Below are 25,885 nucleotides of genomic sequence, written 5' to 3'. Positions count from 1 at the left end.
TGGCAGCAGTCAGCACAGCGCGGCGCGCCCGGCCGCCCGCGGGCCGAGGAGTACGGATCCGGTGAACATCCACGAGAACGCCGTCGTACCGGACCCGCCGGACGACCTGCCCGTCCGGATCCCCGGTCCGGACGGGCCCCCGAGCGACCCGCCGGCCGCCTCGTCGGTGGGCCGGCTCGCCGCCACCGTCGAGCGGCTGCGCAAGGAGGTGCGCACCGCGCAGGCCGAGGCCGAGGGCCGGGCACTGCTCGAACTGGCCAAGGGCATCCTCGTCGAACGCCTCGGCTGCGGCCCGGCCCAGGCCGCACGCCAGCTCGCCGAGCTGGCGGAGCAGGCCCAGGTGACCCCGCTGGAGTTCGCGGTGGACGTCATCAACCAGGCGGCCCGGGACCGCGTCTCGGAGGTGACCGAGGCGTTCCTGTCCGTCGCCGCCGACCCGGCCGGATCCGTCGAGGAGTCCGCCGCCGTACGGCTGCGCGCCGCCGAGAGCGGGGTGCTCGCCGCGGACGATGCCCAGGCCATGGCCGACTCGCTGCTCGAGCACGCCCTGCGGCCGCTGGGCGCCGTGGCCGTCGCCATCTGGGCGGCCGCCTCGGACAGCTCGCTGACCCTCGCCGGCAGCGCCGGGTTCCCGGCCGGCGAGGCCGAGCGCTGGCGGTACGTCCCGCCGGACGTGGCCACGGTGGCCCGGCGCGGTCTGACCCAGCCCGACGGCCAGTGGCTGTCCTCGCTCGCCGCCTCCGGGCTGCCCACGATGGGCCGCCGGGAGTACGCCGACGGTGCCCGTATCGCGCTGCCCGCCGGCGTCGGCGGCCGTATCCACGGCGTCCTGGAGATCGCCTGGCCGGGCCCCGAGAGCCCGCTGCCGCGCCCGGTGATCCGACAGGTCGAGGCCCTCGCCGAACTCTGCGCGCACACGCTGGAGACCTTCCACCTGCCGCCGGGAGCGGGGCAGGAGCCCCGGATACTGCCCGACGTGGTGGAGCTGATGGACCTGGCGGACGGGCTGCACGATCCCGCGCTGGTGCTGGTGCCGCACCTCGACGCCGACGGGCAGCTCGTCGACTTCCGCATCCAGCACGTCAACGGCCGTTTCCTCGATCCGGCGGGCCGGTCGCGGGCCGTCGTCAACGGCGCCCTGCTGCTGGAGGCCTACCCCATGGCGGCCGCCGCCAGCGAGCTGTTCCAGCGCGTGGAGCGCGTCTACGCCACGGGCGAGCCGTTCCGTGCCCGCCGTATGCGGCTGACCGCCCTGGTCGACCAGGTGCCGCTGTCGGCCGTCGCCGACATCAGCGTCAGCCGGCACGGCTCCAGTGTGCTGCTCATCTGGCGCATCGAGGACGAGACGGCCCGCCTGGCCAGTCTGCTCCAGAACGCCCAGCGCCTCGGCCGGATCGGTGGCTTCGAGGAGAACCTGCTCACCGGCGAGATCACCTGGAACGGCCAGCTGTTCGACCTCTACGGCCGTCCCCCCACGAGCGTGCCGGTGGCCCTGGAGGACCTGCCCGCGCACGCCCACCCCGACGACGCCGTCTCCATCGGCCGCTTCCTGCGCACGCTGCTGCACCAGCGCAGGCCCGCGTCCGCCGCGTTCCGGCTGCTGCGGCCGGACGGCGTGACCCGGCACATGCGGGTGGTCGCCGAACCGGTCCTCGACACCGACGGCCAGCTCATCGGCGTCCGGGGCGCCTACCAGGACATCTCCGCCCAGCACTGGACCGAGGTGGCCCTCGCCGCCACCCGCGACCAGCTGGCCCACACCGAGCAGCAGGCCGACGAGCGCAACCGGCTGGCCCTGCAGCTGCAGCACGCCATCATGCCGCCGACCCAGGCCCCGTTGCGGGTGCCGGACCTCCAGGTGGCGGTGCGCTACCGGCCCGCCGAGACCGAGCAACTGGTCGGCGGCGACTGGTACGACGCGGTGGTACTGCCGTCCGGACTGGTCCTGGTGTGCGTCGGTGACGTCGCCGGGCACGGCATCGAGGCGGCCACCAGCATGGTCGTCCTGCGCAACGCGCTGCGCGGTCTCGCGGTCACCGGCGCGGGCCCGGCGCAGCTGCTGTCGTGGCTGAACATCGTCGCCCACCATCTGACGGGAGCGGTCACCGCGACCGCCGTGTGCGGCCTGTACGACGGCGAGCGGCGGACGCTGCGCTGGGCGCGGGCGGGGCATCTTCCGCCGGTGCTCGTGCGAGAGGGGGACGCCACGGCCCTGCCCACTCTCAAGGGCCTGCTGCTGGGCGCCCTGCCCGAGGCGGTGTACGAGGAGACCGAGGTGCAACTCGCCGCCGGGGACACCCTGTTGATGTACACCGACGGGCTGATCGAGCGCCGGGACCGCTCGGTGGAGGAGTCCCTGTCCCATCTGCTGGAGACGGCGCGCTCGGCGCCGGCGGCCCTGGACCAGCAATTGGACCGGCTGCTCACCTACAGCAGGTCCGACACCGACGACGACACCTGCATCGTGGGCATCAGGGTCGCCTGAGGGGCGCGCGGCTCAGCCGGCGCGCTCGCCGGTGAGCGGTACGGTGGCGGCGACCCGCTTGCCGCGGGGAAGCGTGGTCACCTCCAGTTCGGAGCAGAGCATCGTGACCAGATGCAGACCGTGACCGCCGACCCGGCCGGGGTCGGGAGGGCGCCTGCGGGGCGGATCCGTGGACGTGTCCGTCACGGTTATCCGCATCACCAGCCCACCCGCCGGCACCTCCAGGCGCAGGGCGCAGGGTCCGGGGGCGTGCTTGGCCGCGTTGGTGACGAGTTCGCTGACGACCAGCTGGGCGTCCTGCGTCGAGCGTGTCCCGGGCGCCGGCCGCACCTGTGCGAGCAGCGCCGCGACGGCGTCTCTCGCCTCGGCGATGCTCGTGACGCCGGTGTCCCAGGTGCGGCTGGAACGCAGGGATGCGGGGCGGTCCTGTGTCGTCGTGTGCGTCGTGAGCGGCATGTCCATACCTCGTTGCCCTTTTCCCTCGGGGTCGGGGTCCCTTCCTGTGCACATCGGGATCGTGCCGTCCTTGACTTCGGCTACCCACTGGGCGGTCGATCAAGGGGACGTTCACCGGCATTCCTCCGGTTGCACACGAACGCCCGATGAGAGCTCGCCCACGGGACGCGGCCCGGTGGGCCCCCATGGAAGAACGGGTCCGGGAAATCCCGCGGAGCGGATTTCCCGGACCCGTTCGAATCCGAGCGGACGGCACGATCAGTGCTTGAAGACGTCCTTCGCCTTCTCCTTGGCCTGCCGGGCGTCCCCCTTGGCGCCTTCCGCACGACCCTCGGCCTCCAGGCGCTCGTTGCCCACGGCCCGGCCCACGGCCTCCTTGGTCTTGCCCTTGGCCTGCTCGATCTTGCTCTTGCCCTTCTGGTTGCCAGCCATGGGTTTCACATCCCAACGTGTTCGCGGTATGCGGTCGACATCCGCGTTGCCACTGGACCGCCCTCCAAACCAGAAAGCCGGTCTCGGGCCGGGTGGAAGGCCCGGGCGACCCGGTCATTACCCAGTCTTGGTTGCACAGTCCAGACTGATAAACCTAATGTTATCGACCGTGGATACCACTGCACTCGCGGGCGAGCTGAGGCTGGCCATGGGCCGGATCGTGCGCCGTCTGCGCCAGGCGCACGCCGTGGGGGACGTGTCCCTCTCCGGTGTCTCGGTGCTGGCCAGGCTCTCCCGCACCGGCCCCGACTCGCCCGGCTCGCTCGCCGACCTGGAACGCGTACGCCCTCAGGCGATGGCCGCGACGCTGGCCGGACTCGCACAGCGCGGGCTGGTCAGCCGCGGCCCCGACGCGGCCGACGGGCGCCGGGTCATCGTGTCCGTCACCGAGGAGGGACGGGCGGTGCTGGAGCAGCGCCGCTCCGAGTCCGTCAGCCGTCTCGCCCACGCCCTGGACACGTTCACCCCGCGGGAGCGACAGGCGCTGCACGAGATCCTGCCCCTGCTCGAACGATTGGCGGAACAGCTGTGACCGGCCAGGCACCCGACCTCCAGACGTCCGCGGCCGGGGGGCTGCGGGCCCGCGTCCTCGCCCACTCGGCCCGGCTGCGGGACACACCCCCCGGCCCCGGCTACAAATGGGTCGCGCTGTCCAACACCACGCTCGGCGTGCTGATCGCGACGATGGACGCCTCCATCGTGATCATCTCGCTGCCGGCGATCTTCCGCGGCATCGGCCTGGACCCGCTGGCCGCCGGGAACATCGGCTACCTGCTGTGGATGATCCTCGGCTATCTGCTGGTCTCGGCCGTGCTGGTCGTCGTCCTCGGCCGGCTCGGCGACATGTTCGGCCGGGTCCGGATCTACAACCTGGGCTTTCTGATCTTCGCCGGTGCCTCCATCGCCCTGTCCCTCGACCCCTTCCGGGCCGGCGCGGGGGCGCTCTGGCTGATCCTCTGGCGCGTCGTGCAGGCGTTCGGCGGCTCCATGCTCACCGCCAACTCGGCCGCCATCCTGACCGACGCCTTCCCGGCCCGGCAGCGGGGCATGGCCCTCGGCGTCAACCAGATCACCGCGCTCGCGGGCCAGTTCCTCGGTCTGCTGGCCGGCGGCCTGCTCGCGGCCGTCGACTGGCGGGCGGTGTTCTGGGTGAGCGTCCCCATCAGCGTCACCGGCACCATCTGGTCGTACCTGAGCCTGAGGGAGACCGCGACCGGAGCACGCGGCCGGGTCGACTGGCTAGGCAACCTCACCTTCGCCTCGGGCGCCGGCATCCTGCTCGCCGCCATCACCTACGGCATCCAGCCCTACGGCGGCCACGCCACCGGCTGGAGCAGCCCCTGGGTCCTGGCCGGACTGTGCGGCGGGGTCTTCCTGCTGCTGGTGTTCTGCCTCGTGGAGACCCGGGTCGCCGAGCCCATGTTCCACCTGCCGCTGTTCAAGGTGCGGGCGTTCGCCGCGGGCAACCTCGCCGCCCTGCTCACCGCCATCGCCCGGGGCGGCCTGCAGTTCATGCTCATCATCTGGCTGCAGGGCATCTGGCTGCCCCTGCACGGCTACGACTTCGAGGACACCCCGCTGTGGGCGGGCATCTTCATGCTGCCGCTCACCCTGGGCTTCCTGATCGCCGGGCCGGTGTCCGGCTATCTGTCCGACCGGTTCGGCGCCCGCGTCTTCTCCACCGCCGGGCTGCTCCTCGTCGCCGCCTCCTTCGTCGGCCTGCTCGCGCTGCCCGTCGACTTCGACTACGGCCTCTTCGCCGCGCTGCTGCTGCTCAGCGGCCTGGGCCAGGGCATGTTCTCCTCGCCCAACACGTCCTCCATCATGGGCAGCGTGCCGCCCCGCCACCGGGGCGTGGCCTCCGGTATGCGCTCCACCTTCCAGAACTCCGGTACGGCCCTGTCGATCGGCGTCTTCTTCTCCCTCATGGTCTCCGGGCTGGCCTCCCGCCTGCCGGCGACCCTGAGCAGCGGTCTCCGGGCGAACGGCGTGCCCGCCCCGACCGCCCACGAGGTCGCCTCGCTGCCGCCCGTCAGCACCCTGTTCGCCACGTTCCTCGGCGACAACCCCATCGGCCATCTGCTCGGCTCCAGCGGCACCCTCGACCAGTTGACCGCGGCCCAGCGCGCCACCCTGACCGGGCACACCTTCTTCCCGGAACTGGTCTCCGGGCCCTTCCACCACGGGCTGGGCATCGTCTTCGGCGTCGCCGCCGGGATGGCACTGGTGGCGGCGCTCGCCTCCGCGCTACGCGGCGGCCACGAGGGCGCCGAGGAGGACACCCGGCGCGACGGACCGGAACGCACCGCACCGGACCGGCCCGCGCGCACCTCGTCCTAGGCGCTGCTCGGTGAGGCCGGGGACGCGGCTGCCGCGACGCCTCGCGGGCGATGGGCCGGGCCCGTACGCGGCCGAGCCGGGCGGCGGCCGGCGGCGAGGTCAGCGTCGGCGGCGCCGCCGCAGGAGGTGCCGGACGACGAGGGCCGCGAGCAGGACGGCCAAGCCGACGGCGAAATAGAGCTGGTAGCGCCTGATCTCCTCGTAGACGGCCATGATGTGGTCACCCGCCAGGTAGGCGAGGCTCGCCCAGAGGCCGACCCACAGGGCGGCACCGAGGGCGTTGTAGGCGAGGAAGCGGCGCCAGCGCATACCGGTCGTGCCCGCGATGATGCCGTTGACCTGGCGCAGGCCCTCGATGAACCTGGCCACGGTCACGATCTTGCCGCCGTGCCGGTCGAAGAACGCCTCGGCCGTCGCGAACCGCTCGGGCGTCAGGAAGACGTACTTGCCCCAGCGGTGGACGAAGGCCCGCCCGCCGAGATGGCCGATCAGATACCCGATGTTGTCGCCGACGACGGCCGCGGCGAATGCGATGGCGGCCACCGCCACGATGTTCAGCCGTCCCGCGCCCGCGTACACCCCCGCGGCGAGCAGAATCGTCTCGCCGGGTGCCGGTACCCCGAAGTCCTCCACGAGGATCACGGCCCCCACGGCCCAGTAGCCGTAGTGGCCGAGCAGCGGCCCCAGTGGGGCCAGCGGTCCTGGAAGGGGTGCGGACATCCCCCCACGGTACGGCCCTTCCGGTACGGCGGTGCGGGCGGCGCCCGGCGCCGTGGGTTCCGCTAGGAGCCGGCGCGGGCGGTGCCCTCGTCGTCACCGGAGGGTTGCTGGCATTCGAGGCACAGTTCGTGGTCGCCGTCGCGGGTGACGACGGTTCCCCAGCCGAAGCAGTGCTCGCAGTCGCGGGCGAGGGCCAGATCGGGGTGGGGAGGCAGCAGGGGGGTGTGGTGAGCTCCGTACGCCATGCGGAGAGCGGCTCCTCGAAGTCGCGGGACGAACGCGGGGGGAACAAAGCGGGGGAGAAGGGGGACGAGCGGGACAGTGGTAACGGTGACAACGCTGTCCGACCTGCCTCTATTATGTCTTACTTTTCCGCATTGTCCAGAGTTTTTGTCACCTGGTGCCTGACTTTTCGGCACCGAGTGACAAGGGCCTATCCGAGCGTGCCGAGCCGGGCCTCGCGCCACAGGTCCACGCCGCCCTCGGTGGCGTAGGTGTCGATCTCGGCCAGTTCCGCCTCGTCGAACTCCAGGTTCTCCAGCGCGGCCACGTTCTGCTCCAGCTGCTCGGTGCGAGAGGCGCCGACGACCAGCGAGGTCACCCGCTCGTCGCGCAGCGCCCAGGCCAGTGCCATCTGGGCCAGGGTCTGCCCGCGCCGGGCCGCGATGTCGTTCAGGGCGCGCAGCCGGTGCCGCATGTCGTCCGTGAGCCACGCCGGGTCGAAGGAGGTCCCCCGCGCCGCGCGCGAGTCCGGCGGCAGGCCCTCCAGGTAGCGGCCGGTGAGCAGTCCCTGGGCCAGCGCCGTGAAGCCGATCACGCCGAAGCCCTCCTCCGCGGCCGCGTCCAGCAGGCCGTCGGTCTCGATCCAGCGGTTGAGCATGCTGTACGACGGCTGGTGGATCAGCAGTGGGGTGCCGAGGTCCCGCAGGATCGCGGCCGCCTGCCGGGTGCGCTCCGCGTCGTAGGAGGAGATGCCGACGTACAGCGCCTTGCCTTGGCGGACGGCGGTGTCCAGCGCCCCCATCGTCTCCTCCAGCGGCGTGCTCGCGTCCAGTCGGTGGGAGTAGAAGATGTCCACGTAGTCCAGGCCCATGCGCTGGAGCGACTGATCCAGCGAGGCGAGCAGGTACTTACGGGAGCCGCCGCCCTGCCCGTAGGGGCCGGGCCACATGTCCCAGCCCGCCTTGGTGGAGATCACCAGCTCGTCGCGGTACGGCGCCAGGTCCCGCCGGAGCAGCCGGCCGAAGTTGACCTCGGCGGCCCCGTACGGCGGACCGTAGTTGTTGGCCAGGTCGTGGTGGGTGATCCCGAGGTCGAAGGCGCGCAGGGCGATCTCGCGCTGGGCCTCGAAGGGGCGGTCGTCGCCGAAGTTGTGCCAGTAGCCCAGGGACAGGACCGGCAGGTCCAGCCCCGAGCGGCCGGTGCGCCGGTAGCGCATGGTGCCGTCGTAGCGAGCGGGGTCCGCGACGTACGTCATCGGGTCTTCTCCGGGTGGTGCCGTAGGGGGCCCCGCGGGTGCGCGGGGGCTCGCCCACCCTCCGTCCTGGCACCAGGTGAAGTCCAACCGCCGTCCCGTATGGGATTGAGCGGTTCCGTTTCTGAATCGGCCGCCGGGGCAGGCGGGTGATCAGTGGTGCGAGAGAATGGAGACGTCAGTGAGCGGCGCGATGCCCGACGGGGAGCGAGAGAACGGGAACCGGCCCCGGGTGCCCAAGGCCGTGGGCAGGTTGCCGCATCAGGTCCGTGAGGAGCTGACGCTAAGGCTCCGCCGCAACCGCGGGGCCTTGGGCAAGGACGACGTCCAGGTCGTCGAGGGGCCCCTGCTCCGGCGCGCCGTGGGCGCCTCCGCGCTCGGCAACTGCATGGAGTGGTTCGACTTCGGCGTCTACAGCTATCTCGCCGCCACCATCGGGAAGGTCTTCTTCCCGGGCGCCTCCCCGGCCGCGCAGGTCATCTCCTCGTTCGCGACCTTCGCCGCGGCGTTCGTCGTACGGCCCTTGGGCGGCCTGGTGTTCGGGCCGCTCGGTGACCGGATCGGCCGGCAGAAAGTACTCGCCACCACCATGATCATGATGGCGGTGGGAACCTTCGTCATCGGCGTCATCCCCGGTTACGCGACGATCGGCGTCGCGGCACCCGTGCTGCTCCTGCTCGCCCGCATGGTCCAGGGCTTCTCCACCGGCGGCGAGTACGGTGGGGCGACCACCTTCGTCGCCGAGTACTCACCGGACCGCAGGCGCGGCTTCCTCTCCAGCTGGCTCGACTTCGGCACCTTCGTCGGCTACGCCCTGGGTTCGGCCCTGGTCACCGTGCTGAACCTGGCGCTGACCGACGATCAGATGCTCTCCTGGGGCTGGCGTGTCCCCTTCCTGATCGCGGGCCCGCTCGGGGTGATCGGCCTCTACATGCGGCTCAAGCTGGAGGAGTCCCCGGCTTTCCAGCAGCAACTGGACGAACACGAGAAGAGCCTCGCGCAGGAGTCCGCGGGCAGCGAGTTCAAGGACATCGTCAAGAACCACTGGCGGTCGCTGCTGGTCTGCATGGGTCTGGTGCTGCTCTACAACGTCACCAACTACATGGTCACCGGCTATCTGCCGACCTACCAGACCGAGACCCTCAACCGCTCCAGCGGCTCCGCCGACATCCTCGTGCTCGTCGGGATGGTGTGGATCGTCGTACTGATCACCTTCCTCGGCCGGCTCAGCGACCGCGTCGGCCGGCGACCGCTCTACGCCGTCGCCGCCGTCGCGATGATCGTGCTCGCCATTCCGGCCTTCCTGCTGATCAAGGCGCAGGGCACCTGGCCGCCGATCCTCGGTGTGCTGCTCCTGTCCACCCTGCTGGCCTGCTTCGCGGCGCCGAGCGCGGCCACCCTGCCGGCCCTCTTCCCGACCGCGGTGCGCTACGCCGCCATGGGCATCGGCTTCAACTTCGCCGTGGCGGCCTTCGGCGGCACCACCCCGCTGGTCACCGCCGCCCTGGTCGACGCCACGGGTGACGACCTGATGCCGGCCTACTACCTGATGCTGGCCGGCCTCATCGGCCTGGTGACCGTCAAGTTCCTCCCGGAGAGCGCCCAGGTGCCGCTCAAGGGCTCGCAGCCGATGGTCGGTTCGCGTGCGGAACGGGGCGAACTCATCACCACCTCCCAGGAGTTGTACGCCTACGCGCAGGAGCGGGAGAAGGCGCGGCACGGCTGACCGTCCGGGAGCTGTCGGATCCTACGAAGTTCTCGCGTGCCGGGTTTCCGGTCCGCACCGAGTTTGATAGGAAACTTTCCTACCAGTACCGGTACGGTCCAACCACCCACCCCCCACTCCCCCTTGGAGTCCCTGTGGTGCACGCAGAACGCGACACGGCAGTCCCCACCCGCCTCTCCCGCCGAACCGTGGTCGCCGCGCTCGGCGCCATCGCCACCGGTGCCCTGGTGGGCACCCGGACCGCCGTCGCCGCGCCGGCGGCGGCGCCGGGCCTGGACGACCCGGCGAAGAAGGAGACGGCGATGAAGCTGGTGTCGAGCGCGGAGAACTCCTCGCTCGACTGGAAGGCCCAGTACAAGTACATCGAGGACATCGGCGACGGCCGCGGCTACACCGCCGGCATCATCGGCTTCTGCTCCGGCACCGGCGACATGCTCGACCTGGTCCAGCTCTACACCGACCGCAAGCCCGGCAACGTCCTCGCCAAGTACCTGCCCGCCCTGCGCAGGGTCAACGGCACCGACTCGCACTCCGGCCTCGACCCGAACTTCCCCAAGGACTGGCGCACGGCCGCCCAGGACACGGTCTTCCAGCAGGCCCAGAACGACGAGCGCGACCGCGTCTACTTCAACCCGGCCGTCGCCCAGGGCAAGACCGACGGACTGCGCGCGCTCGGCCAGTTCGCCTACTACGACGCCATCGTCATGCACGGGGACGGCGACGACCCGACCAGCTTCCGCAACATCCGCGGGCGCGCCCTGCGCAGCGCCAAGCCCCCGGCGCAGGGCGGCAACGAGACGACGTATCTGAACGCCTTCCTCGACGCCCGGGTCTGGGCGATGAAGCAGGAGGAGGCACACAGCGACACCACCCGCGTGGACACCGAACAGCGGGTCTTCCTGAAGAAGGGCAACCTCGACCTGAACACCCCGCTCGACTGGAAGGTGTACGGCGACAGCTACCACATCGGCTGACCGCCGTCCCGCAAGGCGTGCGACAGGCCGGCCGGCGCACGTGCATGGCACGCCCCTGACGAGGAAAGATGGGCGATGAGTGCACGACCCCACGATGCGGAGGAACAGGACTCATGCCGCACGAGCGAGCCGGCCGGCCGGCCGGTCCCGAGGACCTTGTCGACGTGGCCCGGCTGGTCACGGCGTACTACGCACTGCACCCGGACCCCGCCGACCCGGGGCAGCGGGTGGCGTTCGGTACCTCGGGGCACCGGGGTTCGTCCCTGGACACCGCCTTCAACGAGGACCACATCGCCGCCACCAGCCAGGCCATCTGCGAATACCGCGCGGCCCAGGGCATCGACGGCCCCCTCTTCCTGGGGGCCGACACCCACGCCCTGTCCGAACCCGCGAAGGTGACGGCGCTGGAGGTGTTCGCCGCCAACGAGCTGCGCGTGCTCGTCGACAGCGAGGACGGCTACACGCCCACCCCCGCCGTCTCGCACGCCATCCTCGCCCACAACCGGGGCCGCAGCGCCGGCCTCGCGGATGGCGTCGTCGTCACGCCCTCGCACAACCCGCCCGCCGACGGCGGCTTCAAGTACAACCCGCCGAGTGGCGGCCCGGCGGCCTCCGACGCGACCTCCTGGATCCAGGACCGCGCCAACCAGATCATCTCCGGCGGCCTGAAGGACGTACGCCGGACGCCGTACGCCCGCGCGCTCGCCGCGGACACGACCGGGCGGTACGACTTCCTCGGCACCTACGTCGCCGACCTGCCGAGCGTGCTGGACCTCGACGCCATCCGCGCGGCCGGGGTGCGCATCGGCGCCGACCCGCTCGGCGGCGCCTCCGTCGCCTACTGGGGCCGGATCGCCGACCAGCACGGCATCGACCTCACCGTGGTCAACCCCCACACCGACCCTACCTGGCGGTTCATGACGCTGGACTGGGACGGGCAGATCCGCATGGACTGCTCCTCGCCGTACGCGATGGCCTCCCTCATCGAGCAGCGCGACCGGTACTCCATCGCCACCGGCAACGACGCCGACGCCGACCGGCACGGCATCGTCACCCCGGACGCCGGTCTGATGAACCCCAACCACTACCTCGCCGTCGCCATCTCCTACCTCTACCGGCATCGCGAGCGGTGGCCGGCCGACGCGGGCGTCGGCAAGACCCTCGTCTCCTCCACGATGATCGACCGCGTCGCCGCCGACCTCGGCCGCCCGCTGGTCGAGGTACCGGTCGGATTCAAGTGGTTCGTGGACGGACTGAGCAGCGGCGCGCTCGGGTTCGGCGGCGAGGAGTCGGCCGGCGCGTCGTTCCTGCGCCGGGACGGCTCGGTGTGGACCACCGACAAGGACGGCATCATCCTCGCCCTGCTGGCCTCGGAGATCACGGCCGTCACGGACCGTACCCCCTCGCAGCACTACGCCGACCTGACCGCGCGCTTCGGGGAGCCCGCCTACGCGCGCATCGACGCGCCCGCGACCCGCGAACAAAAGGCCCTGCTGGCCAAGTTGTCGCCGGCCCAGGTCACCGCGGACACCCTGGCCGGAGAGGCGGTCACCTCCGTGCTGACCGAGGCGCCCGGCAACGGCGCCCCCATCGGCGGCATCAAGGTCGGCACCGAGCACGCCTGGTTCGCGGCCCGGCCCTCGGGCACCGAGGACGTGTACAAGGTGTACGCCGAGTCCTTCCTCGGTCCCGACCACCTCGCCCGGGTACAGCAGGAGGCCCAGGACGTGGTGCTGGCGGCGCTCGGCGGCTGACGGCACCGCACGGCGGCCCCCGTGACACCGTCAGGGGGGCCGCCGTACGGCTCAGCGGTGCCCGTGCCCCGCGTCCAGCCGGTCAAGCACCGCCCCCGCCATCGCCGCCTCACCCACGGCGTTGGGGTGGGCCGGAGCCGCGGGCGAGGCGGGCCGCAGCGGCTCGATCCAGCGGTCCGCGGGCGCCTTGCACATGTCGTGGCCGACGGTGGGGCGGTAGGTGTCGACGTAGTCCGCCCCGTTCACGGCCGCCACCAGGCGCAGCATCAGGTTCAGCCGCTTCTCCGTGTCGCGCAGGTAGGGGAAGTCCCGCGCCGCGAACGGAACCTGCGGGAAGCAGCCGCTGCCGTCGTCGGGAAGCAGGTCCGGATAACCGACGACGACCACCCGCGCGTGCGGCGCCCGGGCGTGCACGGCCCGCAGCACCCGGTCGACCTTCGGGGCGGTCCGCACGACGGCGACGGCCAGTTCGTCGTACCCGGACGTGCGGTAGGAGCGCTCGCAGGGGTTGCCCGCCGGATCCTGGGCGGCGAGGCGGGCGCAGGTGGCGATGATGGGGCCGAACCCGACGTCGTTGCCGCCGATCTGCACCGTCACCAGGTCCGTGTTCCGGTCCAGCGCGTCGAGCTGGGGCCCGTTGTCGCCCTGGGCCTGCCACATCTGCGCGGTCGTGGCCCCGCCGCAGCTGACGTCCGTGAACGAGGCCACCCGTCGCTGTGCCGCCACCAGGGAGGGGTAGTTGTGGTCGGAGCGGGCGCAGTCGACGTCCACCTGGCGGGGAATGCCCGGCCCCGAGGTGTAGGAGTCGCCGAGCGCCACGTAGGCGATGTCGCGGCCGGAGCCGCCGGTGTGCGCGGCGGCCGGCGTCGTGGACGCGGCGACCAGGGCGCAGCCGCTCAACGCCGCCCCCAGTACGGCGGCTCGCCGCCGGTGTCCCGCCCTGTCCGCCCGGCGTGTGTCGTGCGCCATGGATCCTCCCCCTGAAAAGCCGCTGCTGCACGCGCGGGACGGCAACGGAGAGCGGCCCTCGCGTGTTCGACGGGGCCTGTATACCGTCCGGTAGGTCGCGCCGACCAGAAGCGGGAGGCGACGACTTCAGGGGGAAGGTGCGCGCACCGGGTGCGTCACACCCCGCAGGCGGGTTCCGGTGCCGCCGTGGCGGCCGGCGTGAGCAGGGAATCGTCCTCGGGGCGGGCTCCGGAGAGGCGGTGCCGGGCGGCGATGAGGGCCATGTCGACGTCCCTGGTGCCGGTGGCCACGCACAGCGAGCAGGAGATGTCCGCGAGGCGCCGGCGGCCCTGCGAGGTGCTCTCCTCGGCCCCGAGCAGCGTGAGGGCCTCGTACTGGGCGATGAGGTCCTTCAGTACCGCGGGGTGTGCCATCAGCATGGGTGGGGCCTCCTGGTCGGTCGCCAATGTGCGAAATCCCCGCGCACGTACCCGCGTGCGCGGGCCGCCCGCCTCCCGGCGCCCGCACGCGCGATGGCCGTCGACCAGGTGGCCGCCGTCCATCTGCCCCGTCCGTCTGCCCCGTCCATCCGCCCCTGCCGTCGACCCGCCGTCAGCCCGCCTTCGCCCCACCACCACGACGCCGTCGAACCGCCATCACCCCGCCGGCACCGCGGGGCGTCACCCGGTCGGGTGCTCTCCGGTCGCGGCCCGCACGGCGCGACGATCCGGCCGTGATCTTTCCGTGATCATGCCCGTGTGACTCTGCAACGTCGAAGAGCCGTACGCCACCGGGTCGTTCCGGCCGCGCTCGGCACGCTCAGTGCCCTTTCCCTGCTGTCCGCCCTGCCCGCCGCCGCACAGCCGGCTCGGCAGGACGACCACCGTGCGGCCCCGCCGCCCCGGCAGGTCACGGCGGCGGAGGCGCGCACCGACGCCTACCTCCGGTCCGTGCGCGACCGGCCCACGGCCCTGCGGGACTTCTTCCGGCAGCTGCCCAAGGGCGGCGATCTGCACAACCACCTGTCCGGCGCGGTGTCCACGGAGTACCTGATCGAGCTGGCCGCCGAGGACGGGCTGTGCGTCGACACCGCGACGCTGACCGCGCTCGCCCCGCCCTGCGGCCCCGGCACCCGCCCCGCCGCCGACGCGCGCACCGACAGCGCCTTCCGCGAGGCGATCGTGCGCGCCTGGTCCATGGAGGACTTCCCGCCGGACCGGAACGGCCACGACCACTTCTTCGACACCTTCGGCAAGTTCGGCGAGGTCACCTGGCGGCACCGGGGCAAGCTGCTCGCCGAGGTCGCCGACACCGTCGTGCGCGGCAACCAGTTCTATCTGGAGACGATGGTCACGCCCGCCTCCGACGGCGCGCGCAACCTCGCCGCCGAGGTCGGCTGGGACGACGACCTCGCCGCCTTGCACCGCAAACTGCTGGCGGGCGGCAGGCTGGACAAGCTCGTCGCCGACGCCCGCGCGGAGGCCGACGACGGCGACGAGGAGTTCCGGGCCACCGAGCACTGCGGCACCTCACGGGCCCGGCCCGGCTGCGGACTCACCGTCCGCTGGATCTCCCAGGCCTCCCGGGGCAGCGCACCGGAACGCGTCTTCACCCAGCTCGCCCTCGGCATGCGGCTGGCCGAGGCCGACCCGCGGTTCGTCGCCGTCAACCTCGTCCAGCCGGAGGACTGGGACAGCTCGCTGCGCGACTACAGCCTGCAGATGCGTATGGTCCGCTATCTGCGCACCCAGTACCCGAAGGCCCATGTCACCCTGCACGCGGGCGAGTTGTGGCCCGGCCTGGTCAAGCCCGAGGACCTGCGCTTCCACATCCGCGAGGCCGTGGACGTCGCCCGCACCGAACGGGTCGGACACGGCGTCGACCTCGTCCACGAGGACCACTGGCAGGACACCGCCCGCACCATGGCCGCCCGCCGGATCGCCGTCGAGGTGCCCTTCTCCAGTAACGCCCAGATCCTCGGCGTCAAGGGCGCCGACCACCCCTTCACCACCTACCGCCGCTACGGCGTCCCCGTGGTCCTCGCCACCGACGACCCCGGGGTGTCCCGGATCGACATCAGCCACGAGTACCAATACGCGGCCGCGACCTACGGCCTGCGCTACCCCGAGCTGAAGGATCTGGCCCGCGCCTCGCTGGAGTACGGCTTCCTGCCCGGCACGAGCCTGTGGCGGGACGACCCCACCGCCCGGGGCTACCGCCTGGGCACGGCCTGCCACGCCGAACAGGCCGGTCTGCCCGTGCGCGGCGCGGCCTGCCGGCACCTCCTCGCGGACAGCCCGAGGGCGCGGCTCGAATGGAGCCAGGAGGTCGCCTTCGCCGCCTTCGAACGAGCGCACACCCGCACCTCGCACTGACCGCGTCCACCGACGCCAGGGGGCCGGACACCGGCCCCCTGGCGGCACGGGCGCCCACGCCGGCCCCGACCCGCGCGAACCCACCCGCTCCCCGGTCCGAAAAGCGCTGTTTGGCCGAGAAGGCGGCCGTGGGCAACCGGTGGCCGTGCTTCCGGCCGCGCGGGGAGGTCGCCTCCGCGCCAATGCCGTCACGCGGGCCGCCCCTTTGGCGCACCGCGCCGCCGCGAACCGGAAGCGCGGGTCCACGGCCCGAGACGCCTCGTCACAACTCCGTCGCACCTTCTTCACGGGACAAGCACTTTCGGCCGATCGCCGTTCGAGGGCGTCCGGCGGGGCAGACGCCGTCACGGCGCCCTGCCTAGCCTCCCGGGCCATGCGATCCCCTCTGATGAGGCGCCTCGGCCTCACCGCCGTCCTCACTGTCCTCCTCGCCGTCTTCGGCCTCGCACCCGCCGCGAGCGCCGACCCGGCACCGGCCGCGCTCACCTTCGCCACCGACAGCGCGACCACCACGCCCGGTGGCACGGTGAACCTGTCGATGACGATCACGAACAACAAGACCTACGACGTCTGGTTCGTGTACCAGACCATCGACCCGACCTGGCTGACCACCCAGCGCCCGGACCTGAAGTACGGCTTCACCGGATGCAGCCTGGCCACCGCCACCGGGAGCACCCCCTGTTCGGGTACCGGCCCGAGCAACCTCGGCGCCGACTACGGCTCCACCATCCCGCCCGGCCAGAGCCGCACCGTCACGCTGACCCTCCAGGTCGCCGCCGACTCCGGCTGCAACGGCAACATCGGCTTCTACTCGTACTTCTACGCCGAGTTCAGCGACAGCGGCAACACCAGCGGCGGGCCCGTCTACACACCCGAGACCCGCGTGCTCTGCGCCTGACGGACCACCCGGTTCCGGGCGGATGGCCCGAAAACGCCCTGTCCGTCGACTCGTTGCCGCATCGCGGATCACATCGACGCCACACCGGCGGACCCCCTCGGTCCGCCGGTGTGGCGTCGAGCGGCCGGACCAGGGGTCGGGGTCCCGCCGGTGGCGCCGCCCCTTTGTGACCGGGATGGAAGAACGGTCTGTCAGGTTGCTTCCGAATGTTGGCGGACACTTACACTTTTCCGTCTGGTTTCGTGATTCGACCACAAAAGCTACACAGCGCCATCACCATGTGACGCGACGGATGTGCGTCGACCGGCTTCTGAGGGGGAATGCCGGCGCCGCACAAGGGGGTGCGTCCGCTCCATGTGAGCCGTGCTCACCCCTGCCCGGGGAGGGGAACTTCACCGCATGAAGCGGACCATACGCACCACCGCGTTGACGGTGGGCGCGCTCGTCGGCGCGCTCGGCCTGCAGGCAGGCCCGGCACAGGCCGACACCACGGCTCCACGCATCGACCTCAGAGTCCTGGTGGTGAGCGACGGGGGTCCGGCCACCGACGCCATCGCCGCCGAACTCGCCGCCGCCGGAACGCCGTACACCGAGATAGACCTCACGAACTCCGACCGGCCCACCATCGACGCCGCCTTCCTGGCGGACACCGTCGACGGCCGGCCCCGGGCCAGGTTCCAGGCCGTCGTCCTGCCCGACGACAACCCGTTCGCGACCGGTTCCGCCGAGATGGCCGCCCTCTCCGCCTACGAGCAGACCTACGCCGTCCCACAGGTCGACGCCTACACCTACGCCCGCCCCCAGGCCGGACTCCAGGTCCCGTCCTCCGGCGGCTACTCGGGCAGCATCGACGGGGTGCGGGCCCAGGTCACCGCCGCGGGCAAGGCCGGACCCTTCGGCTACCTCGACGGCGCCGTACCGTTCGAGGACAACTCGCCCACGGCCGGAGAGAGTTACGCCTATCTGTCGTCCCCCGCCCCGGGCGCCGACTTCACGCCGTACGTCCAGGCGCCGATCCCCGGCACCACCACCCAGGGCTCCCTGATCGGCGAGTACCGGCACGAAGGGCGGCGCGAGCTGGTCGTCACCTTCGTCTACAACCAGTACCAGCAGCAGTTCCGGCTGCTGGCCCGCGGCATCGTGGAGTGGATGACCGGCGGCGTACACCTCGGCGCCTCCCGCAACTACTTCGCCGTCCACGTGGACGACGTCTTCGCTGCCGACGACCGCTGGGACACCCGTCTCGACTGCACCCCTGGCGACGTCGACTGCGCGGGCGCCGCGGGCACACCCAGCCCGATCCGGATGACCCCGGCGGACGTCGACTACGCCACCGCCTGGCAGGACAGCCACGACTTCACCCTCGACCTGGTCTACAACGGCTCCGGCAGCGTCGACCAACGCGAGGACAACGACGGCGTGGACCTGCTCGCCGACAAGCTCATCGCCGACCGCGACCGGTTCCGCTGGGTCAACCACACCTACACGCACGCCTTCCTGGGCTGCGAGCAGAACGTCACCGTCGTGCCCTGGACCTGCCAGACCAACGCGGACGGCAGCACCAAGTGGGTCGACCGCGCCACGATCGACCACGAGATCGCCACCAACCGGGCCTGGGGTCAGGCCGCCGGACTCCCGTTGCAGACCGACGAGTTGGTCACGGGGGAGCACTCCGGACTGAGGATCCTGCCGCAGCAGCCTCAGGACAACCCCTACCTCGCCCCCGCTCTCGCCGACGACGGCGTCAAGTGGCTCGCCTCGGACAACTCCCGCGACCCCGCGCAGCGCCGGGTCGGCCCCGCCACGACGGTCTCCCGCTACCCGATGAACGTCTTCTACAACGCCGGCCACGCCACCGAACAGGTCGACGAGTACAACTGGCTCTACACCAGCCGCGCCCAGGGCGGCAGCGGCATCTGCGAGGACAACCCCGCGACCACCACCTGTCTGCCGGCGCCGCTGGACACCGCCACCGGCTACGGCGACTACATCGTGCCGCTGGAGACCCGGACCGCCCTCGGTCACGTGCTGTCCAACGACCCCAAGCCGCACTTCATCCACCAGTCCAACCTCGCCGAGGACCGCCTGGCCTACCCGGTGCTGAGCGGCGTACTCGACGGCTACGACGCCCTGTTCGCCGACAACACCCCCGTGGTGAACCTGCGGATGAAGGACATCGGCACCGAACTCCAGCGCCGCGCCGCCTGGAAGAGCGCGCTCACCGCCGGACAGGTCACCGCGTACCGCATCGGCGACACCGTGGCCGTGCAGGCCCCGGACGGCACCGCCGTCACCGCCACCCTGCCCGGCGGCACCACCCTCGGCGGCAACGCCTTCGGCAGCGCATACGCGGGCGAGGTGTCCGGCTGGACCGTCTCCGACGGCAACGCGCTCACCTACACCCTGCCGTCCGCCACCACCGCCCCGGCCGCCGGCCCGCGGGCCAAGGCGGCGGCCACCGCACCGGCCCCGCGCACCGAGGTCCCGGCGGGCGTGAGCGAGCAGGTCCCCTTCACTCCGGACCACTGAACGGCGCACCGACCCGAGGGCCCCTGCGACGCCTCCCGCCCACTGCCGGCGGGAGCCGCCCGGACGGGCCCGGGTTCCGGCCGCCCACCGGCGGCCGCAACCCGCACGACCACCCCACACATCGGCCGTGGAGCACAATCGATGCACGTTCAGCACGGTGTGCGCCGCCCCGGCGCGGCACACGTCACCCTGCTCACCGAAGGCACCTACCCGCACAGCCATGGCGGCGTCAGCGTCTGGTGCGACCAACTCGTCCAGGGCATGCCCGACCTCGACTTCGACGTCATCGCCGTCACCGGCACCGGACGCGAACCCGTCGTATGGGACCTGCCCACCCACGTCGGCGAGGTACTCACGGTCCCCATGTGGGGAGCCCCGCCGGGCGGCCGCCCGCCCCGGGGACGCGCCCGCAACCGACTGGGCGCCGCCTACGAGCGCTTCCTGACCGCCCTCCTCGACCCGCACGCCGAGGACCAGTTCGCGCCCGCGCTGTACGCCATGGCGCGGGCCGCGGCCGACGGCGCGCTGAGCCCGTTCCTCCGCGGCGACCAGGCCATCTCCATCCTCGCGGCGGTGTGGAACCGCCCGGGACTGGCCGTCCACGAGTCCCGGCCCACCCTGCACGACGCGGTCACCGCCACCGCCCTCCTCGAACACGCCCTGCGCCCTCTCGCCGCCCCACCGCCCCGCCGGGGCGTCGCCCACGCCGTCAGCGGAGGCGTCGCCGTACTGCCCGGCCTCGCCGGCCTGGACCGCTACGAGGTGCCGCTCCTGCTCACCGAGCACGGCGTCTATCTGCGCGAGCGCTACCTCGGCTACCGCACCGCCCCCTACCGCTGGCCCGTGAAGGCCGTCGTCCTGGGGTTCTTCCGGCTGCTCGCCGAGGAGAGCTACCGCCGGGCCTCCCTGATCACCCCCGGCAACCGCTACAACCGGCTCTGGGAGGAGCAGGGCGGCGCCGACCCGCAGTCGATCCGCACGGTCTACAACGGCGTGGACCCCGCCGCCTTCCCGGCGGCCGGACCCGAGCCGGACGTGCCCACGCTCAGCTGGGCCGGCCGGGTCGACCCCATCAAGGACCTGGAGACCCTCATCCGCGCCTTCGGCCTGGTCCGGGCACGGATACCCGAGGCCCGGCTGCGCCTGTTCGGCGGCACACCGCGAGGCGGCGAGGCGTACCGGGAACGGTGCGAGGCGCTGGCGGCCGAACTGGGACACGCCGACGCGGTCACCTTCGAGGGCCGGGTCGACGACATCAAGGACGCCTACGCGGCCGGGAACGTCGTGATGCTCTCCAGCATCAGCGAGGGCTTCCCGTTCACCCTGATCGAGGCGATGTCCTGTGGCCGGGCGACCGTCTCCACCGACGTGGGCGGCGTCCGGGAGGCCGTCGGCGACACCGGACTCGTCGTCCCGCCGCGCGACCCGGCCCGGATGGCCGAGGCCGCGCTGCGCCTGCTGGGCGACAGCCCGCGGCGCCGGGCGATGGGGGAGGCGGCCCGGCTGCGGGTCATCGAACAGTTCACCCTGCGCCAGACCATCGACACCTTCCGCTCCATCTACCTCGAACTGCCCACCCACGCGACCCCGTTCACCGCACCGGTCGAACAGGTGCCCGACCTCCGGATCGCCGCCGCGGGGAGCCTGGCCGGATGAGCGGACCCATGGCCCTCGAACCGGGCGGCACGGAACAGGACACCCTCGCGCTGCGGCTCGTCGGCCCACCCCTGCGCCGTGACGACCACACGCTGACCCTGCGCCTGCCCGGCCAAGGCCCCGACGAGGAGGCGGTCAGCCGACTGGCCGCCGAACTCGCCGACCGCGTCGGCCCCGCCGTCCACCCCTACGAAGTCGCGGCCCTGCTGGAGGCAGAGGGCCTGACCGCCGACCAGATCAAGGAACGCTACGGCTACCCGAACCTCTTCTCCCTGGCCACCGCCCTCTACGAACAGGTGCCCCGCACCTTCCCCGAGCCCGCGCCGGCCGCCGACCCCTGGCGGCCGGACACCCTCCGGTGCCTCCTGCGCGGCGTGCTGTTCGCGCTGCCGGGAACGGCCTACCTGCTCACCGCCCCCCTGTGGCACCCCGGACGGCACGCCGCCGCGCTGGTCGTGGCCGGCCTGGTCTCCTGGGCGTGGGGCCAGGCGCTCGGCCACCGCGCCCACCTACGCATGGTGGCCGGACGCCGGGAGGCCGCCCGCACCCTGCTCACCGGCGCCGTCCTGGGCGCGGCGGTCGCCACCGCCACCGCCGTACCGCTCGCCGGCGGCGGCCCGGCGATCCTGGCGGCGGCGGCGCAGTCGCTGTACCTTGCCGCGGCGGGCGTCCTGCTCGTCCTGGCCCGCGAACGGCTGCTGCTGGCCGCCCTCAGCCCGCTCGTCGCCGGTACCGCGGTACTGCCCTGGCGGGACCCCGGCGACCTGCTGCGCACCGGACTGCCCCTGCTGGCGCTGCTGGCCACGCTCGCCGTGACCGCGCACGCGCTGCGCGGTGCCCTCACCGCCCCGGTGGCGGCCGACGCCAAGAGGCTCCCGCTGCGGTGGTCCCTGCCGTACGGGCTGTTCGGGCTCGCCGCCGGCCTGCTCGTCCTGCTGGAAGGCCGCCGGGAGCCGTACGCGGTGATCGTGCTGACCGTCAGCATGGGCCCCGCCGAATGGCTGCTGTACCGCTACCGGGGCCTGTCCGTCGCCGCCCTGCGCAGGGCCGCCACCCCCACGGGATTCCTGCTGCGCTCGGCGGCGGTCCTGGGACTGTGCCTGCTCGGCTATCTGCTCCCGCTGCTGCCCGCCGCGTACCTCACGGGCGCCGCACCGGCCACCCTGCTCCTGCTCGCGGCCACCCTGTGGACAGCACTGCTCCTCCAGGCGTTCGGCACCGCCTGGCCACCGGCCGCCATCTGTCTGGCCGCCGCGGGAGCGGCCGGCGCGGTCACGCTATTGCACCTGCCACCGGGCCCGGTGGCACTGCCGCTGTGCTGTGGCGCCGCGGCCCTCAGCCTCACGGCGTGCGTGCTGCGGCTGCTCGGCCGCCCCTCCCGGCACGCCTGACGACCATCCCCGAACCAACCGATCTCCACCGGAAGGACACCGCAGTTGACCTCCGCACCGCTCGCCGCCGTCACCGGAGCCGAGGGTTTCATCGGCTCCCACCTCACCGAGGCCCTGGTCGCCTCCGGTCACCGGGTCCGGGCCATGGCCCAGTACAACTCCTTCTCCTCCTACGGCTGGCTGGAGACCCTCTCCCCGGACGTCCTCGACCAGGTGGAGATCGTCCTCGGTGACGTCCGCGACCCCGGCTCGGTCCGCGGTCTGCTCGAGGGCGCCGACGCCGCCTATCACCTGGCCGCCCTGATCGCGATCCCGTACTCCTACCAGGCCCCGCACAGCTATGTGGAGACGAACGTCACCGGCACCCTGAACGTGCTCGAAGCTGTGCGCGCCCTGGGCACACCACGGCTGGTGCACACCTCCACCAGCGAGACCTACGGCACCGCGCGCACCGTGCCCATCACCGAGGACCACCCCATCAACACCCAGTCCCCGTACGCCGCTTCGAAGGCCGGCGGGGACCGGCTGGCCGACAGCTACAACGCGAGCTTCGGCACCCAGGTCGTCACCCTGAGGCCGTTCAACACCTTCGGCCCGCGCCAGTCCATGCGCGCGGTCATCCCGACCGTCATCGGTCAGGTGGCGGCGGGGGAGCGCACCATCACCCTCGGCGATCTGCGGCCCACACGCGACTTCACCTTCGTCAAGGACACCGCGCGCGCCTTCCTCGCCGTCGGCACCGCGCCGGCCGAGAAGGTCGTCGGCCGCACCTTCAACGCCGGTACGGGCGGCGAGATCTCCGTCGGCGACCTCGTCGCACTGATCGGGAAGGTGATGGACACCGCCCTCGACGTCCGTGAGGCCGCCGAGCGCATCCGTCCGGCGGCCTCCGAGGTCATGCGGCTAGTGGCCGACGCCACCCGGCTCGCCGAGGCCACCGGCTGGCAGCCCGCCCACACCCTGGAGCAGGGTCTCGCGCACACCGTGGAGTTCTTCCGTGACCCGGCGAACCTCGCCCGCTACAAGACCGGCATCTACAACATCTGAGCCGGTCCGGCACATCCGTCGTGTCCCTACGTCACCGTCCTCACGTCCCCGAAAGAGGAGCCCCATGCACGCAGTGATTCTGGCCGGAGGCAAGGGTGTCCGGCTGCGGCCCTACACCACCGCGCTGCCCAAGCCGCTCGTCCCCATCGGCGACCAGCACGCCATCCTGGAGATCGTGCTGCGCCAGCTGTCGACGGCGGGCTTCACCCGCTGCACCATCGCCATAGGCCACCTCGGCGAGATCATCCGCGCATACGTCGGCGACGGCTCGCAGTGGGGCATGAGCATCGACTACGCCACCGAGGAGAGCCCACTGGGCACCATGGGGCCACTGCTCAATCTGAGAGACCGGCTGCCCGAGACGTTCCTCGTGATGAACGGCGACGTCCTCACCGACCTCGACTACGCCGACGTACTGGGCCGGCACGTGCAGTCGGGCGCGCCCCTGACGATCGCCACCTACGCCCGCAAGGTGCACATCGACTTCGGCGTCCTCACCACCGACGCGAGCAGGGTGGTCGCGTTCACCGAGAAGCCCAGCATGGACTACCGGGTCTCCATGGGCGTCTACGGCCTCAGCCGGGACACCCTGGACGGCTACACCCCCGGCCTGCCGCTCGGCTTCGACGAACTGGTCCTGGACCTCCTGAGGGTCCAGACCCCGCCGCACGCCTACGAGTTCGACGGCTACTGGCTGGACATCGGCCGCCCCGACGACTACGACCGGGCCAACGCCGAGTTCACCAGCCGCAAGTCCCTGCTGCTCAAGGGAGCCTGAGTACCACATGCGCATTCTCGTCCTTGGCGGCACCGGATATCTGGGCCGCCATGTGGCCGAGCGGCTGCGCGCCCTCCCGGGCGCGCAGATCCTCGCCACCGGCCGTTCCCAGAGGGCCGAGTTCCGGATCGACCTCGCCACCGACCGGCCGGAGCGGCTCGCGAAGACCCTGGCGGCGGCCGCGCCCGACGCCGTGGTCAACTGCGCGGGCGCCATCGGCGGAGACCCGGTGACCCTGGCCGAGGTCAACACCCGCGGCCCCGCCGCGCTGTGCGCCGCGCTGCGCGAGGCGGCCCCCACGGCCCGCCTGGTGCACCTCGGTTCGGCCGCCGAGTACGGGATCGGCATCCCGGACGTCCCGGTCACCGAGTCGACACCCGCCTGCCCGGTCACCCCCTACGGCGCGACGAAACTCGCCGGCACCCTGGCGGTGGCCTCCGCCGCCCTGGACGCGGTGGTGCTGCGCGTCGGCAACCCGGTCGGTCCCGGCGCGCCCCTGGCCGGTCTGCCCGGCCGGATGGTCGACCTGCTCCGCTCTGCCGGCCGCGATCCCGAGGCGGTGCTGCGGCTGGGGGACCTGTCGGCGTACCGCGACTTCGTCGACGTACGGGACGTCGCCGGCGCGGTGACCGTCGCGGTCACCACCTCCGGCCGACTGCCGCCGGTGCTCAACGTCGGTGGCGGAACGGCCGTGCCCGTACGGCAGTTGGTGCACGGGCTGGCCCGGCGGTCCGGATTCCGGGGGAGGTTGCAGGAGAACACCGGCGGATCGGCGCGCTCGGCCCGGGTGTCGTGGCAGTGCTCCGACATCACCGCCGCCGACCGGGCCCTCGGCTGGCGTCCCGCCCACGACCTGGACGACGCGCTGGACGCGTTGTGGGCGGCCACCGAGGAGAGCGGATCGCGGCCGTGAGTCTGCTGATACCGCTGTACGTGCATCCGGCCGAGGATCCCGGTGCCTGGCACCGGCTGATCCTGTCGGCCGCCCGCACCTACGCGGTGGTCCTCAACCCCGCGAGCGGACCGGGTGAGGCCCCGGACCCGGCGTTCACCGCGGCCGCCCGGGCCCTGGCGGCGGCCGGCGCCCGTCTGCTCGGGTACGTCGACACCGACTACGGCGTACGGGACCGGGCGGAGATCGTCGAGGACATGCGCCGGCACCGGGAGTGGTACGCGGTCGAGGGTTGCTTCCTCGACCGCGTCACCGCCGACCCGGCGGGCCTGCCGGCCTGCCGGCGCCTGGTCCGGGACATGCGCCGGCTCGGCGCCGGGACCGTCGCCCTCAACCCGGGCGTCCACCCGGCGCCGGGCTACGCCCGTCTCGCCGACCTGACCGTCACCTTCGAGGGCCACTGGGCCACGTACGTCTCGGCGTTCACCCGGCCCGGCTGGACCACCCGCCACCCGCCCGAGCGGTTGTGCCACCTCGTGTACGGCGTCCCCGAGGCGCTCGTCCCGCTCGCCGTGCGCACCGCACACGAGCGGTGCGCGGCGGTGTGCGGGCCGGTCTCGGGCGAACCACCCAACCCCTGGGCCGCGTTGAGCCCGGCCCTGACCGGCGGGGCGGGTGCGGAGGACTGAGGCGCCCCGCGTCCTGGCCGCCCGCGGGCCGTCTTCGATCCCCTGCGCGCCGTCCCATCCCGCGGTGGCGTGGGGAGGCGGGTGCGCTCACCCCCTCTCTGGCATGGACCGGTCAAATCTGTCACTCTTTCGGCAGTCGCCGCCCTGACCCCAGAAGGGCGCGACGGGCTCCTCCGTACCCGAACGCGCAAGTGCGTCCACGGCCGCCCCGGCGTACCCCAGCCGGCCGGGCGGTCTTCGAGCAGGCCGGGACCCCGGCCG

General features: G+C 72.4%; 22 protein-coding genes. 15 read left to right on the top strand and 7 right to left on the bottom strand.

All coding sequences use genetic code 11. The annotated features are described in order from the left end of the window. Positions 1-61: 61 nt before the first annotated feature. Positions 62-2,485 (top strand): SpoIIE family protein phosphatase, encoded by a 2,424-nt coding sequence (locus ACIBA9_RS29170; protein ID WP_399367593.1) that lies wholly within the window; start codon positions 62-64, stop codon positions 2,483-2,485. A 12-nt stretch (positions 2,486-2,497) separates the two neighbouring features. On the opposite strand, the gene ACIBA9_RS29165 is transcribed toward ACIBA9_RS29170, so the two are convergent. Continuing rightward, positions 2,498-2,941, bottom strand: coding sequence for an ATP-binding protein (locus ACIBA9_RS29165; RefSeq protein ID WP_399367591.1), 444 nt, complete (start codon positions 2,939-2,941; stop codon positions 2,498-2,500). 258 nt (positions 2,942-3,199) lie between these two features. Continuing rightward, the gene (locus ACIBA9_RS29160; RefSeq protein ID WP_399367589.1) at positions 3,200-3,373 is read right to left on the bottom strand and encodes a CsbD family protein; all 174 of its coding nucleotides are present in this window, start codon (positions 3,371-3,373) and stop codon (positions 3,200-3,202) included. A 169-nt stretch (positions 3,374-3,542) separates the two neighbouring features. Here ACIBA9_RS29160 and ACIBA9_RS29155 point away from each other — a divergent pair, with 169 nt between their 5' ends. Together ACIBA9_RS29155 and ACIBA9_RS29150 are read left to right on the top strand one after the other, a co-directional pair. After that, positions 3,543-3,965 carry a MarR family winged helix-turn-helix transcriptional regulator gene (locus tag ACIBA9_RS29155; protein WP_399367587.1) on the top strand — a complete coding sequence of 141 codons (423 nt, stop codon included), beginning with the start codon at positions 3,543-3,545 and terminating at the stop codon, positions 3,963-3,965. 152 nt (positions 3,966-4,117) lie between these two features. Beyond that, complete coding sequence (locus tag ACIBA9_RS29150; RefSeq protein WP_399367738.1) at positions 4,118-5,773, top strand: MFS transporter; 1,656 nt, start codon at positions 4,118-4,120, stop codon at positions 5,771-5,773. Between the two features lie 99 nt (positions 5,774-5,872). On the opposite strand, the gene ACIBA9_RS29145 is transcribed toward ACIBA9_RS29150, so the two are convergent. The 3 genes from ACIBA9_RS29145 to mgrA all read right to left on the bottom strand — a co-directional run bounded on the left by ACIBA9_RS29145 (position 5,873) and on the right by mgrA (position 7,970). After that, positions 5,873-6,493 carry a DedA family protein gene (locus tag ACIBA9_RS29145; protein WP_399367585.1) on the bottom strand — a complete coding sequence of 207 codons (621 nt, stop codon included), beginning with the start codon at positions 6,491-6,493 and terminating at the stop codon, positions 5,873-5,875. Positions 6,494-6,555: 62 nt separating this feature from the next. Then, positions 6,556-6,738, bottom strand: coding sequence for a hypothetical protein (locus ACIBA9_RS29140; protein ID WP_399367583.1), 183 nt, complete (start codon positions 6,736-6,738; stop codon positions 6,556-6,558). Between the two features lie 188 nt (positions 6,739-6,926). Next, entirely contained in the window at positions 6,927-7,970 is a 1,044-nt protein-coding gene (gene mgrA / locus ACIBA9_RS29135) for an L-glyceraldehyde 3-phosphate reductase (RefSeq protein WP_399367581.1), read from the bottom strand. Positions 7,971-8,160: 190 nt separating this feature from the next. Between mgrA and ACIBA9_RS29130 the strand changes: the two genes are divergently transcribed. From ACIBA9_RS29130 to pgm, 3 genes are all read left to right on the top strand, one after another. Beyond that, positions 8,161-9,693 carry an MFS transporter gene (locus tag ACIBA9_RS29130; protein WP_399367736.1) on the top strand — a complete coding sequence of 511 codons (1,533 nt, stop codon included), beginning with the start codon at positions 8,161-8,163 and terminating at the stop codon, positions 9,691-9,693. 134 nt (positions 9,694-9,827) lie between these two features. After that, positions 9,828-10,667 (top strand): chitosanase, encoded by an 840-nt coding sequence (locus tag ACIBA9_RS29125; RefSeq protein WP_399367579.1) that lies wholly within the window; start codon positions 9,828-9,830, stop codon positions 10,665-10,667. 113 nt (positions 10,668-10,780) lie between these two features. Continuing rightward, complete coding sequence (gene pgm / locus ACIBA9_RS29120; RefSeq protein ID WP_399367577.1) at positions 10,781-12,421, top strand: phosphoglucomutase (alpha-D-glucose-1,6-bisphosphate-dependent); 1,641 nt, start codon at positions 10,781-10,783, stop codon at positions 12,419-12,421. Between the two features lie 51 nt (positions 12,422-12,472). On the opposite strand, the gene ACIBA9_RS29115 is transcribed toward pgm, so the two are convergent. Together ACIBA9_RS29115 and ACIBA9_RS29110 are read right to left on the bottom strand one after the other, a co-directional pair. Next, positions 12,473-13,390 carry an SGNH/GDSL hydrolase family protein gene (locus ACIBA9_RS29115; RefSeq protein ID WP_399367575.1) on the bottom strand — a complete coding sequence of 306 codons (918 nt, stop codon included), beginning with the start codon at positions 13,388-13,390 and terminating at the stop codon, positions 12,473-12,475. Between the two features lie 155 nt (positions 13,391-13,545). Beyond that, positions 13,546-13,809, bottom strand: coding sequence for a DUF5133 domain-containing protein (locus ACIBA9_RS29110; protein ID WP_399367573.1), 264 nt, complete (start codon positions 13,807-13,809; stop codon positions 13,546-13,548). A 318-nt stretch (positions 13,810-14,127) separates the two neighbouring features. Between ACIBA9_RS29110 and ACIBA9_RS29105 the strand changes: the two genes are divergently transcribed. The 9 genes from ACIBA9_RS29105 to ACIBA9_RS29065 all read left to right on the top strand — a co-directional run bounded on the left by ACIBA9_RS29105 (position 14,128) and on the right by ACIBA9_RS29065 (position 25,624). Beyond that, complete coding sequence (locus ACIBA9_RS29105; protein WP_399367571.1) at positions 14,128-15,744, top strand: adenosine deaminase; 1,617 nt, start codon at positions 14,128-14,130, stop codon at positions 15,742-15,744. 373 nt (positions 15,745-16,117) lie between these two features. Beyond that, the gene (locus tag ACIBA9_RS29100; protein ID WP_399367569.1) at positions 16,118-16,642 is read left to right on the top strand and encodes a hypothetical protein; all 525 of its coding nucleotides are present in this window, start codon (positions 16,118-16,120) and stop codon (positions 16,640-16,642) included. Between the two features lie 399 nt (positions 16,643-17,041). Next, positions 17,042-19,171, top strand: coding sequence for a hypothetical protein (locus ACIBA9_RS29095; protein WP_399367567.1), 2,130 nt, complete (start codon positions 17,042-17,044; stop codon positions 19,169-19,171). Between the two features lie 141 nt (positions 19,172-19,312). Continuing rightward, positions 19,313-20,827 carry a GT4 family glycosyltransferase PelF gene (gene pelF / locus ACIBA9_RS29090; RefSeq protein ID WP_399367565.1) on the top strand — a complete coding sequence of 505 codons (1,515 nt, stop codon included), beginning with the start codon at positions 19,313-19,315 and terminating at the stop codon, positions 20,825-20,827. Then, positions 20,824-22,218 (top strand): hypothetical protein, encoded by a 1,395-nt coding sequence (locus tag ACIBA9_RS29085; protein WP_399367563.1) that lies wholly within the window; start codon positions 20,824-20,826, stop codon positions 22,216-22,218. Before pelF ends, ACIBA9_RS29085 begins: the two co-directional genes overlap by 4 nt. Positions 22,219-22,263: 45 nt before the next feature. After that, positions 22,264-23,265: a GDP-mannose 4,6-dehydratase gene (locus ACIBA9_RS29080; protein WP_399367561.1), complete on the top strand. Its 1,002-nt coding sequence runs from the start codon at positions 22,264-22,266 to the stop codon at positions 23,263-23,265. A 64-nt stretch (positions 23,266-23,329) separates the two neighbouring features. Beyond that, positions 23,330-24,043 (top strand): sugar phosphate nucleotidyltransferase, encoded by a 714-nt coding sequence (locus ACIBA9_RS29075; protein ID WP_362155985.1) that lies wholly within the window; start codon positions 23,330-23,332, stop codon positions 24,041-24,043. 7 nt (positions 24,044-24,050) lie between these two features. Beyond that, complete coding sequence (locus tag ACIBA9_RS29070) at positions 24,051-24,956, top strand: NAD-dependent epimerase/dehydratase family protein (RefSeq protein WP_399367559.1); 906 nt, start codon at positions 24,051-24,053, stop codon at positions 24,954-24,956. Further along, on the top strand, positions 24,953-25,624 hold the full coding sequence (locus tag ACIBA9_RS29065; RefSeq protein ID WP_399367557.1) for a spherulation-specific family 4 protein: 672 nt from the start codon (positions 24,953-24,955) through the stop codon (positions 25,622-25,624). Before ACIBA9_RS29070 ends, ACIBA9_RS29065 begins: the two co-directional genes overlap by 4 nt. Positions 25,625-25,885 lie beyond the last annotated feature (261 nt).

Origin of the sequence: Streptomyces sp. NPDC051452, assembly GCF_044454765.1 — a bacterium.
Lineage (GTDB): Bacteria > Actinomycetota > Actinomycetes > Streptomycetales > Streptomycetaceae > Streptomyces.
This window is presented reverse-complemented; position numbering and strand designations above follow the sequence as displayed.

Coding starts and splice junctions, on each gene's coding strand:
- ACIBA9_RS29100 (WP_399367569.1), top strand. CDS start 16,118: ATGCGATCCCCTCTGATGAGGCGCCTCGGCCTCACCGCCGTCCTCACT.
- ACIBA9_RS29075 (WP_362155985.1), top strand. CDS start 23,330: ATGCACGCAGTGATTCTGGCCGGAGGCAAGGGTGTCCGGCTGCGGCCC.
- ACIBA9_RS29140 (WP_399367583.1), bottom strand. CDS start 6,738: ATGGCGTACGGAGCTCACCACACCCCCCTGCTGCCTCCCCACCCCGAT.
- ACIBA9_RS29095 (WP_399367567.1), top strand. CDS start 17,042: ATGAAGCGGACCATACGCACCACCGCGTTGACGGTGGGCGCGCTCGTC.
- ACIBA9_RS29070 (WP_399367559.1), top strand. CDS start 24,051: ATGCGCATTCTCGTCCTTGGCGGCACCGGATATCTGGGCCGCCATGTG.
- ACIBA9_RS29165 (WP_399367591.1), bottom strand. CDS start 2,941: ATGCCGCTCACGACGCACACGACGACACAGGACCGCCCCGCATCCCTG.
- ACIBA9_RS29145 (WP_399367585.1), bottom strand. CDS start 6,493: ATGTCCGCACCCCTTCCAGGACCGCTGGCCCCACTGGGGCCGCTGCTC.
- pelF (WP_399367565.1), top strand. CDS start 19,313: ATGCACGTTCAGCACGGTGTGCGCCGCCCCGGCGCGGCACACGTCACC.
- ACIBA9_RS29085 (WP_399367563.1), top strand. CDS start 20,824: ATGAGCGGACCCATGGCCCTCGAACCGGGCGGCACGGAACAGGACACC.
- pgm (WP_399367577.1), top strand. CDS start 10,781: ATGCCGCACGAGCGAGCCGGCCGGCCGGCCGGTCCCGAGGACCTTGTC.
- ACIBA9_RS29160 (WP_399367589.1), bottom strand. CDS start 3,373: ATGGCTGGCAACCAGAAGGGCAAGAGCAAGATCGAGCAGGCCAAGGGC.
- ACIBA9_RS29150 (WP_399367738.1), top strand. CDS start 4,118: ATGGACGCCTCCATCGTGATCATCTCGCTGCCGGCGATCTTCCGCGGC.
- ACIBA9_RS29110 (WP_399367573.1), bottom strand. CDS start 13,809: ATGCTGATGGCACACCCCGCGGTACTGAAGGACCTCATCGCCCAGTAC.
- ACIBA9_RS29130 (WP_399367736.1), top strand. CDS start 8,161: ATGCCCGACGGGGAGCGAGAGAACGGGAACCGGCCCCGGGTGCCCAAG.
- ACIBA9_RS29115 (WP_399367575.1), bottom strand. CDS start 13,390: ATGGCGCACGACACACGCCGGGCGGACAGGGCGGGACACCGGCGGCGA.
- mgrA (WP_399367581.1), bottom strand. CDS start 7,970: ATGACGTACGTCGCGGACCCCGCTCGCTACGACGGCACCATGCGCTAC.